This is a genomic window from Muricoccus roseus (assembly GCF_900141905.1).
In the GTDB taxonomy this organism is placed as follows: Bacteria; Pseudomonadota; Alphaproteobacteria; order Acetobacterales; family Acetobacteraceae; genus Roseomonas; species Roseomonas rosea.
The window spans coordinates 1-17175 of the sequence record NZ_FQZF01000002.1 but is presented as its reverse complement, the minus strand read 5'-3'; the positions used below and the strand labels follow the sequence as shown (position 1 = coordinate 17175).

Annotated in this window: 17 protein-coding genes; 11 read left to right on the top strand and 6 right to left on the bottom strand. The window is 70.4% G+C overall.

Annotated features, from left to right (window positions below):
* Positions 1–10: 10 nt before the first annotated feature.
* Positions 11–247 carry a sulfurtransferase TusA family protein gene (locus tag BUB97_RS00090; protein WP_073129946.1) on the bottom strand — a complete coding sequence of 79 codons (237 nt, stop codon included), beginning with the start codon at positions 245–247 and terminating at the stop codon, positions 11–13.
* Between the two features lie 183 nt (positions 248–430).
* Between BUB97_RS00090 and BUB97_RS00085 the strand changes: the two genes are divergently transcribed.
* The 3 genes from BUB97_RS00085 to BUB97_RS00075 all read left to right on the top strand — a co-directional run bounded on the left by BUB97_RS00085 (position 431) and on the right by BUB97_RS00075 (position 2365).
* On the top strand, positions 431–886 hold the full coding sequence (locus BUB97_RS00085) for a Ros/MucR family transcriptional regulator (protein WP_073129943.1): 456 nt from the start codon (positions 431–433) through the stop codon (positions 884–886).
* Positions 887–1133: 247 nt separating this feature from the next.
* A complete protein-coding gene (locus BUB97_RS00080; protein WP_408906123.1) occupies positions 1134–1559 on the top strand; it encodes a Fur family transcriptional regulator in 426 nt (141 codons plus the stop codon).
* The gene (locus tag BUB97_RS00075; RefSeq protein WP_073129938.1) at positions 1556–2365 is read left to right on the top strand and encodes a GNAT family N-acetyltransferase; all 810 of its coding nucleotides are present in this window, start codon (positions 1556–1558) and stop codon (positions 2363–2365) included. Before BUB97_RS00080 ends, BUB97_RS00075 begins: the two co-directional genes overlap by 4 nt.
* A gap of 20 nt (positions 2366–2385) precedes the next feature.
* Here BUB97_RS00075 and ggt read toward each other — a convergent pair whose 3' ends face one another.
* Genes ggt through BUB97_RS00060 form a run of 3 tightly spaced genes read right to left on the bottom strand, consistent with a single transcriptional unit; the run spans position 2386 to position 6443 of the window.
* Positions 2386–3993: a gamma-glutamyltransferase gene (gene ggt, locus BUB97_RS00070; protein WP_073129934.1), complete on the bottom strand. Its 1608-nt coding sequence runs from the start codon at positions 3991–3993 to the stop codon at positions 2386–2388.
* Between the two features lies 1 nt (position 3994).
* A complete protein-coding gene (locus tag BUB97_RS00065) occupies positions 3995–4846 on the bottom strand; it encodes an alpha/beta hydrolase (RefSeq protein WP_245818099.1) in 852 nt (283 codons plus the stop codon).
* Positions 4847–4850: 4 nt separating this feature from the next.
* The gene (locus tag BUB97_RS00060; RefSeq protein WP_073129931.1) at positions 4851–6443 is read right to left on the bottom strand and encodes an ABC transporter substrate-binding protein; all 1593 of its coding nucleotides are present in this window, start codon (positions 6441–6443) and stop codon (positions 4851–4853) included.
* Between the two features lie 122 nt (positions 6444–6565).
* On the opposite strand from BUB97_RS00060, the gene BUB97_RS00055 reads away from it, so the two are divergent.
* The 7 genes from BUB97_RS00055 (at position 6566) to BUB97_RS00025 (ending at position 13898) form a co-directional block, all read left to right on the top strand.
* Complete coding sequence (locus tag BUB97_RS00055) at positions 6566–7507, top strand: lysophospholipid acyltransferase family protein (protein WP_073129928.1); 942 nt, start codon at positions 6566–6568, stop codon at positions 7505–7507.
* A 171-nt stretch (positions 7508–7678) separates the two neighbouring features.
* The gene (miaB, locus tag BUB97_RS00050) at positions 7679–9091 is read left to right on the top strand and encodes a tRNA (N6-isopentenyl adenosine(37)-C2)-methylthiotransferase MiaB (RefSeq protein WP_073129925.1); all 1413 of its coding nucleotides are present in this window, start codon (positions 7679–7681) and stop codon (positions 9089–9091) included.
* Between the two features lie 128 nt (positions 9092–9219).
* A complete protein-coding gene (locus BUB97_RS00045; RefSeq protein ID WP_408906122.1) occupies positions 9220–10173 on the top strand; it encodes a PhoH family protein in 954 nt (317 codons plus the stop codon).
* 7 nt (positions 10174–10180) lie between these two features.
* The gene (gene ybeY / locus BUB97_RS00040; RefSeq protein WP_338141766.1) at positions 10181–10738 is read left to right on the top strand and encodes an rRNA maturation RNase YbeY; all 558 of its coding nucleotides are present in this window, start codon (positions 10181–10183) and stop codon (positions 10736–10738) included.
* Positions 10735–11676, top strand: coding sequence for a hemolysin family protein (locus BUB97_RS00035; RefSeq protein ID WP_245818097.1), 942 nt, complete (start codon positions 10735–10737; stop codon positions 11674–11676). Before ybeY ends, BUB97_RS00035 begins: the two co-directional genes overlap by 4 nt.
* 11 nt (positions 11677–11687) lie before the next feature.
* Positions 11688–13223 (top strand): apolipoprotein N-acyltransferase, encoded by a 1536-nt coding sequence (gene lnt / locus BUB97_RS00030; protein WP_073129920.1) that lies wholly within the window; start codon positions 11688–11690, stop codon positions 13221–13223.
* 198 nt (positions 13224–13421) lie between these two features.
* A complete protein-coding gene (locus BUB97_RS00025; RefSeq protein WP_073129916.1) occupies positions 13422–13898 on the top strand; it encodes a helix-turn-helix domain-containing protein in 477 nt (158 codons plus the stop codon).
* A gap of 3 nt (positions 13899–13901) precedes the next feature.
* On the opposite strand, the gene BUB97_RS00020 is transcribed toward BUB97_RS00025, so the two are convergent.
* Complete coding sequence (locus BUB97_RS00020) at positions 13902–14411, bottom strand: DUF2244 domain-containing protein (RefSeq protein WP_073129914.1); 510 nt, start codon at positions 14409–14411, stop codon at positions 13902–13904.
* A 140-nt stretch (positions 14412–14551) separates the two neighbouring features.
* Between BUB97_RS00020 and nth the strand changes: the two genes are divergently transcribed.
* Positions 14552–15199 (top strand): endonuclease III, encoded by a 648-nt coding sequence (nth, locus tag BUB97_RS00015; protein WP_086061806.1) that lies wholly within the window; start codon positions 14552–14554, stop codon positions 15197–15199.
* A 71-nt stretch (positions 15200–15270) separates the two neighbouring features.
* Here nth and BUB97_RS00010 read toward each other — a convergent pair whose 3' ends face one another.
* On the bottom strand, positions 15271–16602 hold the full coding sequence (locus BUB97_RS00010) for a solute carrier family 23 protein (RefSeq protein ID WP_073129911.1): 1332 nt from the start codon (positions 16600–16602) through the stop codon (positions 15271–15273).
* Between the last annotated feature and the right edge of the window lie 573 nt (positions 16603–17175).

Genomic DNA, 17175 nt, shown 5'->3' with positions numbered 1-17175 from the left:
TACTTCCTTTCTAGCCGCCCTTTCGGATCCAGAGGCGGGTGGTTCCGTCCGCCTCATCCCTGGTGCCGAGCACGACGTGTCCCTGCTCGGCGGCCGTGCGCGGGACGTTGCTGCGGGGCTCCTCCCCCCGGAGGCTGACGAGCAGGACCTCGCCCGGCGCCATGCGGTCGAGGGCGAGGCGCGTGCGCACGAAGGTCATCGGGCAGGTGTCGCGGGTGATATCCAGGCTGCAAGTCTCGCCCGGCATACCGGGATTTCCCGGAACGGCGATTTCTTTGTGCATCCGGGTGGCCTTTCAATCTTCGCTGTTATTGATAGGGCAGATGCTGTAGATCAGCTGCGAATCGCGTCGCAACAAGTGCACGATTCATGCGAATGTCTTCCATGCAGTGGAATCTGCGGGCATCTGCACGGATCGAGGGGGTTCGGAATGGCGGATAGCACAACAACGGTGCGGGAGAGTACCGAGGGCAATGTGCTGGGCCTGACGGCACAGATCGTGGCCGCCCATGTCTCGAACAACCCCGTGCCGCCCGGCGAGCTGGCAGCGCTGATCGAGAATGTGCACCGGACCCTGGCCGGGCTGGGCCGCCCCGCCGAGGTGGTTCCGCCCACCCGGCCGGAGCCGGCCGTGGCGGTGAAGAAGAGCATCACGCCCGAGTATCTGGTGTGCCTCGAGGACGGCAAGAAGCTGAAGATGCTGAAGCGCCACCTCAAGACCGCCTATAACATGACGCCGGAGCAGTATCGGGAGCGCTGGGGACTGCCGCCGGACTACCCGATGGTCGCGCCGGCCTATGCGGAGCATCGCTCCTCGCTCGCGAAGAAGATCGGCCTCGGCACCCGGCCGCGGCCCACGCGGCGCGGGCGGGGCGCGAAGGACTGATCGCCGCCGGGCACGGCGCGGGACGGCGGCCTCCGGGCCGGGTCCCGGCCAAGCCCGGTGGAGCCGGCAGAAGGGCGGTCCCGCGCGGGGCCGTTTGGCGCCAAGGCTGGGGCGGGGTAGTCTGCGCCCGAACGGGATCATCATGGACCACGCCACTCACACACACGCCAAGGCGCCGCAGGGCAAGGGCCCACAAGGGGCCGACCCCACCCGGATCGAGCGGCTCTGCATCGAGCGGGGCCTGAAGATGACCGGGCAACGCCGCCTGATCGCCCGCGTCCTCTCCGAGGCGGAGGACCATCCGGACGTAGAGGAGCTGTACCGGCGCGCCATCGCGCTCGACAGCAAGGTCTCCATCGCCACCGTCTACCGCACGGTCCGGCTGCTGGAGGAGAAGGGCATCCTCGAGCGGCGCGACTTCGGGGGCGGCCGCTCCCGCTACGACCCGGCCGATCGCGGCCACCACCATCACCTGATCGATGTCGACACCGGCACGGTGATCGAGTTCGAGGATGAGGAGCATGAGCGCCTCGTCCAGTCGATCGCGGCCCGCTATGGCTTCACCCTGGTGCAGCAGCGGCTGGAGCTGTTCGGGAAGAAGGCCCCCGCCCCAGCCCCTGCGCCGGAGGCGAAGCGCCGGCCCGGGACGGCCACGAAGAAGGACGGCGGATGATCGAGCTGCCTCCCGGCTTCGCGGAAATTCGCAGCGGTAGCCTCGGCGTCCGGATCGCGGAAAGCGCGGCGGAAGTGGATGCGGCCCAGGCACTCCGCTGGCGCGTCTTCTATGAGGAGATGGGCGCGCATCCCGATGCCGCCACCGCCGCCGCGCGGCGCGATGCCGATGCCTATGACCCCGTCGCGGACCATCTGCTCGTCCTCGACCATGACAGGGGCGAGGGCGCGAAGGCCGTGGTCGGCACATACCGGCTGATTCGCCGCCCCGCGGCGGATCGGGTGGGAGGGTTCTACTCGGCCTCCGAATACGACCTGACCCCACTGCTCAGGCTGGATGGCGGGTTGCTGGAGTTGGGGCGGTCCTGCGTGGATGAGGGCTACCGCACCCGCGGCACGCTGCAGCTGCTTTGGCAGGGTATTGCGGCCTATGTGTTCCAGCACCGGATCGCGGTGATGTTCGGCTGCGCCTCCCTGCCAGGCACCGATCCAGAGTTGCTCGCCGAGCCGCTGACCTATCTCTACACCAGCCATCTGGCACCGCCGGAGCTGCGGCCCCGCGCCCTGCCGGATCTCTATGTACCGATGAACCGGATGGATCCGGCGGCCATGGATGCGAAGCGCGTGCTGGCCGACCTGCCACCGCTGGTGAAGGGCTATCTCCGCCTCGGCGGCTATGTGGGCGATGGCGCCGTAGTGGACCGGCAGTTCAACACCACCGATGTCTGCGTGGTCGTGAAGACCGACCAGGTGACTGCCAAGTACTACAAGCACTATGAGCGGAAGCTGGGCGGGACGGGCGAGTAGCCCGCCCGCCCCTCTTCCCTTCAGCCCACCCGGAGCGCCATGCCGTCCCGCTGGGGGTCGGCCCCGCCCTCCAGCTCCTCGCCCTTCACCTGGATGCCGTGCAGGGCGGCGAAGGCGTAGCTCATCCAGCTCCGCTTGATGTCATAGCCCATGCCCGCCAGCGCATCCGTCACGTCCCGGCGGATGCGGTTGGATACGTCGATGGAATCCGACACCGCCACGACACGCGGGGCCGCCACGGCATCGGACATGGACATGCCGAAATCCAGCACGTTGCTGATGCCCTGCGCGACAGCCGGCGCGATGTAGCTGCCACCCGGCGCGCCGATGACGATCCGGGGCGCGTCGCCCTGGAAGACGATGGTGGGCGCGGAGGAGGAGGCGCGGCGCTTGCCCGGGGCGATGGAGCCGGCATGGCCCGGGCGCGGGTCGAAGCGGCTCATGGAGCCGTTGTACATGAAGCCCAGCCCCTCGGTGATCGCGCCGGAGGGGCTGCCGAGGGTATGCGTCATCGTCACGCAGTTCCCCTCCCCGTCCACCACGGAGACATGGGTGGTGTCGCGCTCGGTCTTCCGCTCCAGCCGCGTCACGCGCAGCCTCTCGCCGCGGCGAATGCCGTCCGCCACGCCCGCCGTGTAGTCGCGGGAGAGGAGCTGTTCCGTCGGCACCGGCACGAAGGCCGGGTCGGACATGTTGCGGTCCTTGTCGATGGTCATGCGCTTCATGGCCTCGGCCAGGATGCGGACATGCTCCACCCCGCCATGGAGGAGCGACCCCATGTCGAAATGCTCGAGGATGTGCAGCACCTGGAGCATGGCGAAGCCGCTGCTCGGCGGCGGGTTGGTGGCGATGCGATGGCCCCGGTACTCGCCCCAGATCGGATCGGCGAGGCTGGGCTTGTAGCTCCGCAGGTCCTCCATCCCGATCAGCCCGCCATGGGCCTTGAAGTCGGCCGCGATCTCCTCGGCCATCTCGCCGGTGTAAAACAGCTCCGGCCCCGCTTCGGCCAGCCGCTCCAGGCCGCGCGCCATGTCGGGGTTGTGGATGATATCGCCCAGCCGCTTGAGGCTGCCATCCTCGCGGAAATAGACGCGGCGCCCGGTCGCGGTCATCCGCAGCTTGTCGATGGTGTTCACCTGTCCGCTGGCGGACTGGTCCTGGCTCCAGAACCAGTGCACATGCGGCCGCACCATCCAGCCCTGGCGGGCCTGGGCGATGGCCGGCTGGAACACGTCCCGCCACTCCATCGTGCCCCAGCGGCTCAGCGCCTCGGCATAGCCCGCCACGTTGCCGGGCGTACAGACGGCCAGATGCCCCGCCTCGCTGATCCCGCCTTCCAGCAGGAAGGCGAAGCCGTCGCGCGACTGGCCCAGGAGCTTGTCCGCCCACATGTCCGGCGTCGCGGCGAGCGGCGCGCGGGAGAAGAACTCCAGCACCTTGTGCACGCCACGCTTCGGCATGAAGACCTGCATGGAGCCGAAGCCGCCGATGCCGACCATCTGCGGGTCCACCACCCCCTGCACCAGCCCGCAGGCGATGGCGGCATCCACCGCGTTGCCGCCGCGCTCCAGCACGCGCGCACCGGCCTCCACCGCCTCCGGCTGCGGGGCCACGATCATTCCGGGCATGTCAGGCGCGCTTCTTCTTCAGCAGGCAGGCCAGGAAGTCCTGCACCCGGTCGATCACCTGCATGCGGCTATGCGCCACGCCCGGCACCAGGTCGAAGCGCACCGTCACGCCCGCCTCCTCGAAGGACTTCTGCAGGGCCCGCAGCCGCTCCGGCCGCGTGCTACCGGCATCGTTCGCGCCCTCCATCCAGTAGGTACCGCCGGGCCGGTGGGTGATCTCCCAGGTCTCGAGATCGGCATCGCCCACCAGCATCTGCACCGGTACCTCGGCCAGCCCCTCGCGGTCGAAGGCGATGCCGAAGACCTCCTCCAGGTTCCGGATGCCCACCCACCAGTCGCGCTTCGTGTCGAGCAGGGTGACGGAGCCGGAGGCGCCGATGCAGGCCGCCCAGAGCCTGCGCGGATGGAGGATGGCGAAGCGGTGCGTGAAGTGCCCGCCGCCGGAGAAGCCGAACAGGGCGAACCTCTCCCAGGCGCGGCCATATTTCGCCGCCACCTCCTCCACCATGCCCAGCAGCACCCGGTCGTACCGGATGTCGCCTTCCTGCATGTACTTGTAGCCGCTGCGCGCCCCATCCCCGAGCGGCCCGATGGGAAAGATCGGGCAGAGGATCACGCAGTCGTTCCAGCGCCCGAACTCGGCGAAGCCGTCCCGGAAATCGAGAAAGGAGGTGCGGGACGTGCCGTGAACGCAGACCACCAGCTCCGTCTCCGGCCCAATCTGGGGCGGCACGTAGAGGCAGTACTGGAAACGCGGATCGACCTTGGCGGAATAGATCGCGGTCTTGCCGACATCATAGGTGGCGCGCAGCTTCGCTTCCACGCCCGGGGCGGGAACGGGGGTGTCGGGCAAGGTCTCAGTCCTCCTGCTTCACGCCGACCGCCAGCGTCGCCTGGTCGGCCCGCGCCACATAGTTCACGCCACGGCGAGCCGCCCAGACCGAGACCTCGTGATGCAGCGGAATCAGCGCCACGTCCCGGAACAGGATCTCGCTCGCCTCGCCCAGCAGGGTGTTGCGCGCATCGTCTTCCATGGTCCGCAGCGCCTCCTTCAGGCGCCGGTCCACCTCGGGGTTGGCGTAGCGCCCGCCATTGCTGACGCCCAGCCCCGCCTGCGCGTCGCGGGTGGCGACGAGGGCCGACATGGGGTTCGAGGTCTCGCCCGTGTTCACGCCCCAGGCGCCCAGGAACACCGAATGCTCCGTGCGCTGGCTGTTCTTCCCGGCATAGGTGGACCAGGGCATCACCTCCGCCTTCGTCTCGACGCCGACCCGGGTGAACATCTGCGCCACGGCCTGCACGATCTTCGCGTCGTTGATGTAGCGGTCGTTCGGCCCATGCACGGTCAGCCGAAAGCCGCGGGGGTAGCCGGCCTCGGCCAGCAGGGCGCGGGCCCGGTTCGGGTCGAAGGGCGGCGGCTCGAGGTTCGGTGAGGTGCCGGGGCTGCCCTTGGGCAGGAACTGCGAGGCGATGAGCGCATCGCCCTCCATCACCCGCTCGACCATGGCCTGCCGGTTGATCGCGAGGGAGAGCGCCTGGCGCACGCGCAGGTCCTTCAGCGGATTGCGGTCCAGCGGGCGACCGTCATTCCCCGTGATGAAGGGCGAGACATCGTTCACCTGGTCCGTGCCCAGATAGACGAAGCGGGACGAGACGCCGCGGATGAGGTGGAAGCGCGCATCGGCCCTCACCCGGTCCCCGCCCTGGATCACCGCCTCCACGATGTCGAGGTCGCCCGCCAGCAGCCCGGCCAGCCGCGCCGCGTCATCGGTGACGGCCCGCAGCACCACCGTGTCCCAAGGCGTGCGCGGCCCCCACCAGGCGTCGTTCCGGGCCAGCACCACGCGGTTGCCGGGGATGTATTCCTGCAGCTTGTAGGGCCCTGTGCCGATGGCGGCGCGGCCGGCATTGTACTCCGCGCTCGGCGTGTCCTTGAACTTGGCGCTGATGATCCGCACCCGGCTGAGCGAGTTCAGCAGCAGCGGGTCCGGCGCGCGCGTCTCCACCACCAGGGTCAGCGGCTCGGGTGCGGACATGGACTTGATGCTGCGCGTATAGGTGCGGAAGGAGGCCGCGCTCGGCAGGTCCGTCGCGCGCTGGAGGGAGACGATCGCGTCCTCCGCCGTGAAGGGCGTGCCGTCGTGGAAGCGTGTATCCCGCAGGCGGAACACCCAATGCGTGTCGTCGCGGCGCGTCCAGGATTCCGCCAGCCCCGGGGTGGAGCGGGACCGTTCGTCATTGACGATCAGGCTGTCGAAGATATGGCCGGACACGGCGTTGTTGGGCGTGTTGCTCAGCAGATGCGGGTCCAGCGTGGTGTTCGGCGCGGCCATGCCGATGCGGAGCGTCCCGCCCGGCCTCTGCGCCCGCGCGCCCGCCAGCCATCCGGGCGCCGCCCAGGCGGCCCCCGAAGCCAGGGCCAGGCCGAGGAGGTCGCGTCGCTGGGTCATGTCACCGGTCCCTTTGGATGGCGGGAGACTAGGACCGCCCGGCCCCGGGGGTCGAGGGGGCGTCACGCCGGTGTCACCACCGCGCCATGGACGAGTCTTCGTTGCCGGGCTAACCCCGGCCCATGGACGCCGCCATCCGCGACCCCGCCGAGGCCCTGGCCCCTCCGAGCCGCCTGCGCCGGCGCAAGCCGTTGCGCTTCCGCCGCGTCGTGCCCGGCGGGCGCGCGTTCGACGTCATGGGGGACCGCCCCTTCGGGGGCCGCTTCCGGGCGGTGCGGCGCCTGTTCTTCGCCAGCCTCTGGACCCTCTTCGCCATTCCGGTCCAGGCGGTGCTGCTGCTGCTCCCCGGCCGGGGAAAGATCGCCTTCGCCCGGATCTACTGGCGGGTGATGTGCTTCATCATCGGCATGCGGATCCGGGTGGTGGGCAACCGCCGGCCGGCACCCCGCACCCTCTACCTCGCCAACCACTCCTCCTGGCTCGACATCATGGTGCTGGGCGGGACGCTGGAAGCGGCCTTCGTCTCGAAGGCGGAGGTCGGCCAGTGGCCGCTGATCGGCACGGTCGCGAAGCTCGGCCGCACCGTCTTCGTCTCCCGCTCGCGGGGGCGCACGGGCAACGAGGCCAAGGAGATGCGGGACCGCCTGGCCACGGGCGACAGCCTCATCCTCTTCCCCGAGGGCACCAGCTCCGACGGCACGCGGGTCCTGCCCTTCCGCTCCTCCTTCCTGGCGGTGGCCGATGCGGCGGAGGTGATCCAGCCCGTCTCGGTCGCCTATGACCGCCTGGGCGGCCTGCCGGCCTGCCGGCGGGACCGGCCGATCTTCGCCTGGTACGGCGACATGTCGATCGGGCCCCATGCCTGGCGCCTGTGCCGCCATGCCGGGCTGCGCGCCACCATCCTCCTGCATGATCCGGTGGCGCCCACCGCCATTCCCAACCGCAAGGCCCTCTCGGCGGCCGCGGAGGCGACGGTGGCCGAGGGCGCCGCGACCCTGCGCCAGAACCGGGAGCCCAAGCCCCTGCCTGTGCTGATCCCGGGCCAGGCCGCGCTGCCGGCATGACGCGCGGCTTGACGGGAATCGCCTGCCTCCGCGACGCTCCCCTCATGGATGCGCCGCCCCTCCCGCGGCCGGGCTTTTCTTGACCTCGAAGGCCCCGCGCCGCACATCCCCCCCGCCCGTGTCCCCCCGCAGAAGGCGGCGGGGCCCCGGAACGAGAGGGTCTTTCTCCGCATGAGCAGCTCCACCGGCCCCTATCCGGCCGGTCCGGCCCCCGCCGAAGGGGTCGCACCCAAGCCCGCGCGCAAGCTCCTGATCCGCACCTGGGGCTGCCAGATGAATGTCTATGACAGCGGGCGGATGGCCGACATCCTCGCTCCGCTGGGCTATGCGCCGACCGAGAGCGCGGAGGAGGCCGACATGGTCATCCTCAACACCTGCCACATCCGGGAAAAGGCGAGCGAGAAGGTCTTCTCCGACCTCGGCCGCCTGCGCGAGACGAAGAAGGCCCGCGCCGCCGAGGGGCGGCAGACCGTGATCGCCGTGGCCGGCTGCGTCGCCCAGGCCGAGGGCGCCGAGATCACGGCCCGTGCGCCCTGGGTGGACATCGTGCTCGGCCCGCAGACCTATCACCGCCTGCCGGAGATGGTGGCCCGCGCCAGCCGCGCGGCCGGCGCCGTGATCGAGACGGACTTCCCCGCGGAGGACAAGTTCGACCACCTGCCCGAGGCCCGCGCCCCGCAGGGGCCGGTCGCCTTCCTGACCATCCAGGAGGGCTGCGACAAGTTCTGCTCCTTCTGCGTGGTGCCCTATACGCGCGGTGCCGAGTTCTCCCGCCCGGCCGCAGCCATCCTCGCGGAGGCGCGGCAGCTCGCCGCCAACGGCGCGCGGGAAATCGCGCTGCTCGGCCAGAACGTGAATGCCTGGGCCGGCGCGTCACCGGACGGCCACACATGGCGCCTGGCGCGGCTGCTGCGGGAACTGGCCGAGATCCCCGGCGTTGCCCGTCTGCGCTACACGACGAGCCACCCGCGCGACATGGATGACGACCTCATCTCGGCCCATGGGGAGATCCCCTCCCTCATGCCCTACCTGCACCTTCCGGTGCAGAGCGGCTCGGACAAGGTGCTGGCGGCGATGAACCGGGGGCACAAGGCGGAGCTGTACATCCGCCTCGCCGACCGGCTGCGGGAGGCCCGGCCCGACCTCGCCCTCACCTCCGACTTCATCGTGGGCCATCCGGGCGAGACCTCGGCGGATTTCGAGGCGACCATGCGGCTGGTCGAGCGGATCGGCTTCGCCGGCGCCTATTCCTTCAAGTATTCGGCCCGGCCCGGCACGCCGGCCGCCTCCCAGCCCGGGCCGGTGGCCGAGGCGGAGAAGGATGTCCGCCTCCAGGCCCTCCAGGCCGTGCTGCGGAGGCAGCAGGACGACTTCAACCGCGCCTGCGTGGGGCGCGTGGTGGATGTGCTCGTCACCGGCACGGGGCGGCATCCCGGGCAGGTGGCGGGCCGCAGCCCGTGGCTCCAGCCGGTCCATGCGACCGGCGCAGCCCCGGTGGGCGCCGTGGTCTCGATGCAATTGCGGGCCGCGCTCCCCAATTCTCTCTCCGCAACCATGGCGCATGAGGAGTCCGCCGCCGCTTGACCCAGATCGCCGCCCCCGCCGGAGGTATCGCCCTCCGGCCCGATCCCCGTTCGGTGGTGCGTTCCGGCTTCCAGCCGGATGCCCAGCGAAGTGTGACCCTGAGCTTCGACGACAACGCCCTGTTGCCGATGCTCTATGGGGAGCACGACCGGCACCTGTCGCGGATCGAGCAGCGATTGGGGGTTCGGATCAGCTCGCGCGGGAACCGCGCGACGATCAGCGGCGGCGCCGAGGCAACCGGCCTGGCCGAATCGGTGCTGCGCGCGCTGTGGCAACGGCTGGAGAGAGGAGACGCGACAGGCATGGCGGAGGTTGAAGCCGCGCTGCGCATGGCCGACGGCCCGGCGGAGGACCCGCGCCTGCCGCTGGCCGACATGCCGGCCATCCGCACCCGCAAGGGAGCGATCGCGCCCCGCAGCCGCACGCAGGCGTCCTACATGGACATGCTGCAGCAGCAGGAAATGGTCTTCGGCGTCGGCCCGGCGGGCACGGGCAAGACCTATCTCGCGGTCGCCCAGGGCGTGGCCCTGCTGATGGCGGGCCGGGTGGACCGGATCATCCTCTCCCGCCCCGCGGTGGAGGCCGGCGAGCGCCTGGGCTTCCTGCCCGGCGACATGAAGGAGAAGGTCGATCCCTATCTCCGCCCGCTCTACGACGCGCTGCACGACATGATGCCGGCCGACCAGGTGGCCCGCCGCATCGTCTCCGGCGAGATCGAGATCGCGCCGCTGGCCTTCATGCGCGGCCGCACCCTGGCCCATTCCTACGCCATCCTGGACGAGGCGCAGAACACCACGCCCGCCCAGATGAAGATGTTCCTCACCCGCATGGGCGAGGGCGCGCGGATGGTGATCACGGGCGACCCCACCCAGGTGGACCTGCCCCCCGGGCAGAAATCCGGCCTGGTGGAGGCGCTCTCCATCCTCGATGGGGTGGACGGGATCGGGATCACGCGCTTCGCCGAGGCGGATGTGGTAAGGCATCCCCTGGTCGGGCGGATCGTCCAGGCTTATGGCCGGGCGGAAGCCGCGGCCGGGGGCCAGTCCGATGGGCGCCCCATGCGCGGGAAGATCAGGGAGTAGGCAAGAGGTGGGCAGTCGCCCGCCCGGTGATCACCTCACCGGGCCTTCACATCGCAGCACCGGCGGCGGGGCCGCCGGGCTGAACCATGAACCACCCGGCGATTTCGACGGGTGGGAATGCGACATCGAAGTGGTGCTGGAGGACCCGGCCTGGCGGTCCGCCGTGCCACGGGTGGAGGAGGTCGTGCGCCGCGCCGCGGCCGCCGCCTTCGCCGAAGCCGAGACCGGCGGGGCCGTCACGGTGCTGCTGACCGGGGACCTCCAGGTGAAGCGCCTGAACGGCGACCACCGCGGCAAGGTGAAGCCCACCAACGTCCTCTCCTTCCCGCCGCTCCATCCCGGCCTGCCCGGCGACGTGGCGGTGGCGCTGGGCGTGGTCCGGCGCGAGGCGCGGGCCGCTGGCCGAAGCGTGATGGCGCATCTCTCGCATCTCGTGGCCCATGGGGTGCTGCACCTGCTCGGCCATGACCATCTGCGCGCCGGCGAGGCGCGGCGGATGGAGCGGGCGGAGGCCCGGATCATGCGCCGGCTCGCCCTGCCCAATCCCTGGAGGGGGGTCGCGTGAGCGAGCGCCACGGACAAGACCGCAACAGCCTTCTCTGGAAATTCCAGGGCCTGCTGCGCCGGCGCGAGGCCGAAAGCGTCCGCGACCAGGTGGAGGCGCTGGTCGAGGGCGAGGGCGAGGAGGGCGCGGAGCCGGAGGCGGACGCGCTGGATGCCAATGAGCGCGTCATCCTCGGCAACGTCCTGAAGCTCCGGAACAAGACCGCGGTGGATGTCATGATCCCCCGCGCCGACATCATCGCCATGCCCTGTGACCTGACCCTGCAGGAGTCCATCCAGCTCATCCAGCGCGAGGGCCACAGCCGCTTCCCCGTCTACCGGGAGAACCTGGATGACATCCGGGGCATGGTGCACATCAAGGACGTCTTCGCGGCGGTGGGGCGGGAGGCGGAGCCCTTCTCGCTGGAAGCCGTGCTGCGCCCCCTGCTCTTCGTGGTGCCCCAGGTGCCGGTGCTGGACCTGCTGCTGCAGATGCGCGAGGGCCGCACCCACATGGCCCTGGTCGTGGACGAGTATGGCGGGATCGACGGGCTGGTGACGATCGAGGACTTGGTGGAGACGATCGTCGGCGACATCTCGGACGAGCATGACGAGGAGGCGGCGCCCCAGCTCACCGAGCGCCCCGATGGCAGCCTGGACCTGGACGCCCGGATGAAGATCGAGGATTTCGAGGCGCGGATGGGCGAGGTGCTGACCACCGAGGAACGGCACCAGGACATCGACACGGTGGGCGGCCTCGTCTTCACCCTGGCCGGCCGCGTGCCGGCGCGGGGGGAGCTGGTGTCCCATTCCTCCGGGCTGGAGTTCCGGGTGCTGGAGAGCGATCCCCGGCGCATCCGGCGGGTTCGAGTGCGGCGCCCCGCGCCGGCCTCCCCGGCGGTCGAGCTGCCCGGACCCGGCCATGCCGGCGCGACTGCCGCCTCCCAGGCCGCGGAGTAGAAAGAGGTCCCGTGCAGCGCCTGATCCGGCACCTGGAATCGCGCGCCGGCTGGCGCGCGCTCGTCACCGCCTTCGGCCTGGGGGGGCTGGCGGCCCTGGCCATGCCGCCCCTCTTCGCCATTCCGCTCCTGCTCGTGGCCCTGCCCGGGCTGCTGGTGCTGCTCGGCCGTGCGGGCAGTTGGAAACGGGCGGCCCTGCTCGGCTGGGCCTTCGGCTGGGGCCACCATGTCGTCGGCCTCTACTGGATCACCTATTCCATCCTGACCGAGGCGGAGCGCCTCTGGTGGCTGGTGCCTCTGGCCGTGCCGCTGCTTGCCCTCTGGATGGGCATCTATCACGTCATCCCCGCCGTCCTGGCCTGGAAGGCGCGGCCGGGCTGGCCGCGGGTGCTGGTGCTGGCCGGCGGCTGGGTGCTGGCCGAATTCGTGCGCGGCTGGGCCTTCACGGGCTTTCCCTGGAACCTGCTGGGCTCCGTCTGGGCCTTCGCGGCGCTTCCCGTGCAGAGCGCGGCCTGGATCGGGGCGCAGGGGCTTTCCCTGGTCACGGTGCTGCTGGCCTGCACCCCGCTGCTCGGGCGGCGCGCCATGGCCGGCGGCCTCGCGGCGGTCGTCGTCTTCGCAGGCCTCGGCGTGGCGCGGTTGTGGCCGGCCGAGCCGGCCCCCCTGCCCGTCACCCTCATCCTCGTCCAGGGCAATGTCGCGCAGGAGGCCAAGTGGCGGGAGGAACAGCGCTGGCCGATCTTCCGCCGCTACCTCGAGCTGAGCCGCCAGGGGGTGGAGGCCGCGGCGCAGGAGGCGCCGGGGACCCGCCCCGTGGTCATCTGGCCGGAGACGGCCAGCCCCTTCCTGCTCGCTGATGACCCGGAGGCGCGGCGGATCGCCGCCTCTGCCCTCCCGCTGGACGGGCTGCTGCTGGCCGGGACGGTGCGCGCCGAATGGGGCCCGGACCGCCGGCCGACGAAGCTGTTCAACAGCCTGGTCGCCATGGGGCCGGATGCGCAGGTGGCGGCGGTCTATGACAAGGCGCATCTCGTGCCCTTCGGCGAGTACATGCCGCTCTCCGGCCTGCTGCCGATCCGGGTGATCCGGGGTGGGGTGGATTTCGGCGCAGGCCCCGGCCCGGTGGCCCTGCCCCTGCCCGGCCTGCCTCCGGCAGGGCCGCTGATCTGCTACGAGGTGATCTTCCCCGGCGCGGTGGTGGGGGCGGAGCGGCCGGGCTGGCTGCTCAACATCACCAACGACGCCTGGTTCGGCATCTCGGCCGGGCCGCACCAGCACCTGGCGGCGGCGCGGCTGCGGGCTGTGGAGGAGGGCCTCCCACTGGCGCGGGCCGCGCAGACCGGCATTTCCGCCAGCTTCGATTCGCGGGGCCGGGAGATCGCCCGCCTGCCGCTGGGCGAGACCGGAATCGCCCTGTCCCCTCTCCCCGCCGCGGGGTCGCCGACGCCTTTCGCGCGGCTGGGGCCCGTCATACCCGCCGTTCTCGCGGCACTCGCCTTGCTTGGGGGATGGGCGGGCACATCGCGGCGCGGTATGAGGGGCGGGTAAATCTTTCCCGGTCACAACCTAACGAAGTTGTTATGTCCATTTAATTAGAATCTTCGAAAGAGTTGACAATACGTTAGCGTACCACCAAGTTAGCAACACCGTTGCAGGGATCTGTGATGCATGTGGTTTGCCACGTGCTCATGGTGTGCAGGACGTGCGCCGCTCCCCTGCCTTATCGAGACGAAGGAGTGGCGCCAAATGTCGAGCGAGGAGGCGCTTGAGCGGACCGAACGCGGCGAGCCCCGGCCCAGCCCCGGCGAGCACCGGCCCAGCCCCATCGATGTGCATGTGGGTAGCCGCGTGCGCCTGCGTCGCACTCTCCTGGGCATGAGCCAGGAGAAGCTGGGAGAGGCCCTCGGCCTCACCTTCCAGCAGGTCCAGAAATACGAGCGCGGGGTGAATCGAATCGGTGCGAGCCGGCTTTTTGATCTCGCCCGCGTGCTCGACGTGCCGATCGGCTTCTTCTTCGACGACATGCCGGACAGCATGGGCGGGATCGCCTCCGGCTTCCGCTCGCGCCTCGCCGGCTTCGCCGAGTCGCAGGAAGGCTTTGAGGACGACACGCTTCACAAGCGCGAGACGCTGGAGCTGGTGCGGGCCTATTACCGCATCACGGAGCCGGCGGTGCGCAAGCGGGTCTTCGACCTGATCAAGAGCCTGGCCCCGGCGGAGTAGAGGTCAGGCCTCCCTGGTCTGGGGATTATCGAAAATCGGGTTCCGATAACGACGCAGCGCCTCGCCCAGGGCTTCGGCGAGGTCCGCCTTCTCCTCTTCCGCCAGGAACCGGCCGATCTCCACCGAGCGGCCCCGCGCGGCCAGCCGGAGCTCACTCACCCGCCCCGGACGGGGCGTGAGGGCGATGCGGGCCCAATAGGCGTCCAGGTCGATGCTCTCCCGGCGGCCGCGGCGGTCCGTGCGGGCCACGTGAACCCGGCCACCAGCCAGGGTGATGCGCTCCGCGATCCGGGCGGACCAGCGACGGTGGGCCCGCAGCAGCCCGATCACCAGCACCACCTCCCCGCCCATGAACCCCGCCACCGGCCAGGCCCCCAGCGACCAGAACAGCGCGGTGAGCCCCGCCGAGCCCGCCGTGACCAGGCCGGCGATGATGCGCAGCCCGGCCTGGCTGCCGGACTGGTGCGGCGTGGTCAGGGCCTCGAAAAGGGGAGTGTCGGGCGCCGTGCTCATCACTGGGGAAGATAGGGCGGGGCGGTGAGATTTCGCGGAAAAAGCGGAGCCGCGCTATGGACGATGCCGTGAGCCGCCTGCCCCGCAAAGCCCCCCCCGCCCTTCATGGCACCGCGCGCGAGCCGCGGCGGGCCCGGCGCATGTCGGCAGCCCAGGCCGCCTCCTTCATTCAGGCCCTGGCGGAGGCGAATCCGGAGCCGAAGCCCGAACTGAACTACAGCAACCCCTTCACCCTGCTGGTGGCCGTCGTGCTCTCCGCCCAGACGACGGACGCGGCGGTGAACAAGGCGACGGAAACCCTGTTCCCCGCGGCGCCGGATGCGGCGGCCATGGCCGCGCTGGGAGCGGAGGGCATCGCCCCGCACATCCGGCGGATCGGGCTCTGGCAGGCCAAGGCGAAGAATGTCGCCGCCCTCGCGCAGATGCTGCTGGAGCGGCATGGCGGCCAGGTTCCGCGAGACCGCGAGGCGCTGGAGGCTCTGCCCGGCGTCGGCCGGAAGACGGCCAATGTCGTGCTCAACGTGGCCTTCGGCGAGAACACCATGGCGGTGGACACGCATATCTTCCGCCTGGGCAACCGGACAGGCCTTGCACCCGGCGACACGCCGCGAGAGGTGGAGGACGCGCTGGTGAAGCGCTGCCCGCCGGAGCTGCTGAGGGACGCGCATCACTGGCTGATCCTGCACGGGCGCTATGTCTGCAAGGCGCGCCGGCCGGAATGCTGGCGCTGCGTCGCGCGGGAATGGTGCAACTACCGCGACAAGGTCTCCGGCCCGACCGCCGCCTGATGGCTGAATCCTGAGGGCTGCATGCGGAACCGGCCGGCCCCGGGATGGGACCGGCCGGCGGAAGACCCCGCTCAGTGCAGCGGACGTTCCCCGCCGCCCTCGCCGAGGCCATGCACCACCTCCACCGGATCCCGCCGGCCGATGCCGAGGAGCTGGTAGAGGCCGATGGCCGCGATGGTGGCCGTGCCGATGCCAGCGATGGAGAAGCCGCCGATCGCCACGGTGAAGTTGCCCGCGCCGAGGACGAGGGAGGCCCCTACCGTCAGCAGGTTGCGGGGGTCGGAAAAGTCCACCCGGTTATCCACCCAAAGCCGGATCATCGCCGCGGCGATCAGCCCGAAGACCACCACCGCCAGCCCGCCCAGCACCGGGCCGGGAATGGTGCGGAGCAAGGCGCCGAACTTGGGCGAGAAGCCGAGCGCGATCGCGGCCAGGGCCGCCACCACGAAGATGAGGGTGGAATAGACGCGCGTGACGGCCATCACGCCCATGTTCTCGACATAGGTGGTCACGCCCGTGCCGCCGCCGGCGCCGGAGACCATGGTGGCGATGCCGTCGCCGAGGAAGCCGCGGCCGATATAGGGGTCAAGGTTACGGCCGGTCATCGCGCCGATCGCCTTGATGTGCCCGAGATTCTCCGCGACCAGGATGAAGGCGACCGGCGCGATCAGGAGCATCGCGCCGGCCTCGAAGGTCGGGCTGCGGAAGCTGGGCATGCCGATCCAGGGGGCCGTGGAGAGCTCCGCGAAGGAGATGGGCGGCAGCAGGCCGAGGATGTTGCCCATGACGAGGTAGAGCACGTAGCCGCAGGCGATTCCGGCCAGGATCGAGATGCGGCGGATGGCGAGCGGCGCATAGACGGCAATGCAGGCCGTGGCGATCAGCGTCGCCAGCGCGACGATCACATGCGGACCCGTGCCCTCGATCCCCTTCACCGCCACGGGGGCGAGGTTGAGCCCGATGGCGGCGCCCACCGCGCCAGTCACGGCCGGGGGCATCAGCCGCTCGATCCAGTTGGAGCCAGTGAACATCACCAGCACGCCAATGGCCGCATAGAGCGCGCCGCAGGCGATGATGCCGCCCAGCGCCGGGCCGATATTCGGGTTCGGCCCCGTACCGGCATAGCCGGTGACGGCGATGACCACGGCGATGAAGGAGAAGGACGAACCAAGATAGCTCGGCACCCGCCCGCCCACGAGCAGGAAGAAGATGAGCGTGCCGATGCCGGAGAACAGGATGGCCAGGTTCGGATCGAACCCCATCAGCAGCGGGCCGAGGATGGTGGAGCCGGACATGGCGACGAGGTGCTGGATGCCCAGCACCCCCGTGGTGCCCCAGGGCAGGCGCTCGTCCGGAGGCACAACAGGGCCGCGCGCGAGCGGCCAACTGGGGAAGAAAGACATGCCGGGGCATCCTCGCGGAATCAGGGGAGGCATGCTGTCCCAGCTCGGCCATCCCCCCAAGCCGTTCGGCAGCAGCAAGGACATTCGGATGGGTGGGTGATGCAGCCCGGTAACGCCGTTCCGGTGTAGAAATATGCGAGTGCCGGGCCTTGGGTGGTGCCGGTGAGGGCTCTGCCCTCAACCCGCCAAGGGCCTGAGGCCCTTGGAACCCCGTTTGACTGCCGTGGATGCCCCGGATCGAAGGGGTCTCGGGTTGCAGGGTGCGTTTCCTGCCGTTGCAGTCGCCTCGGGTCCATGACCCGAGGCGCACCGTCAGCCGAATGACTCCAACTCGAAGAAAAAGAAGAAGGTGAGGGGTCCGGGGAGAGGAAGAATTCCTTCTTCCTCTCCCCGGGACAGACCATCAGCCCCGGATCAGGCCGCCTGCCGCACCGCCGGCACGCCGCGCAGCCGCCCGCCCGGCGTGCCACCCGGCACGGCCGCCGCGAGGTCCGCGGCCTCGAGCAGCCCCTTCCAGTCGATCCCGGTTTCCACCCCCATGCGGTGGAACAGCCAGACCACGTCCTCGGTCGC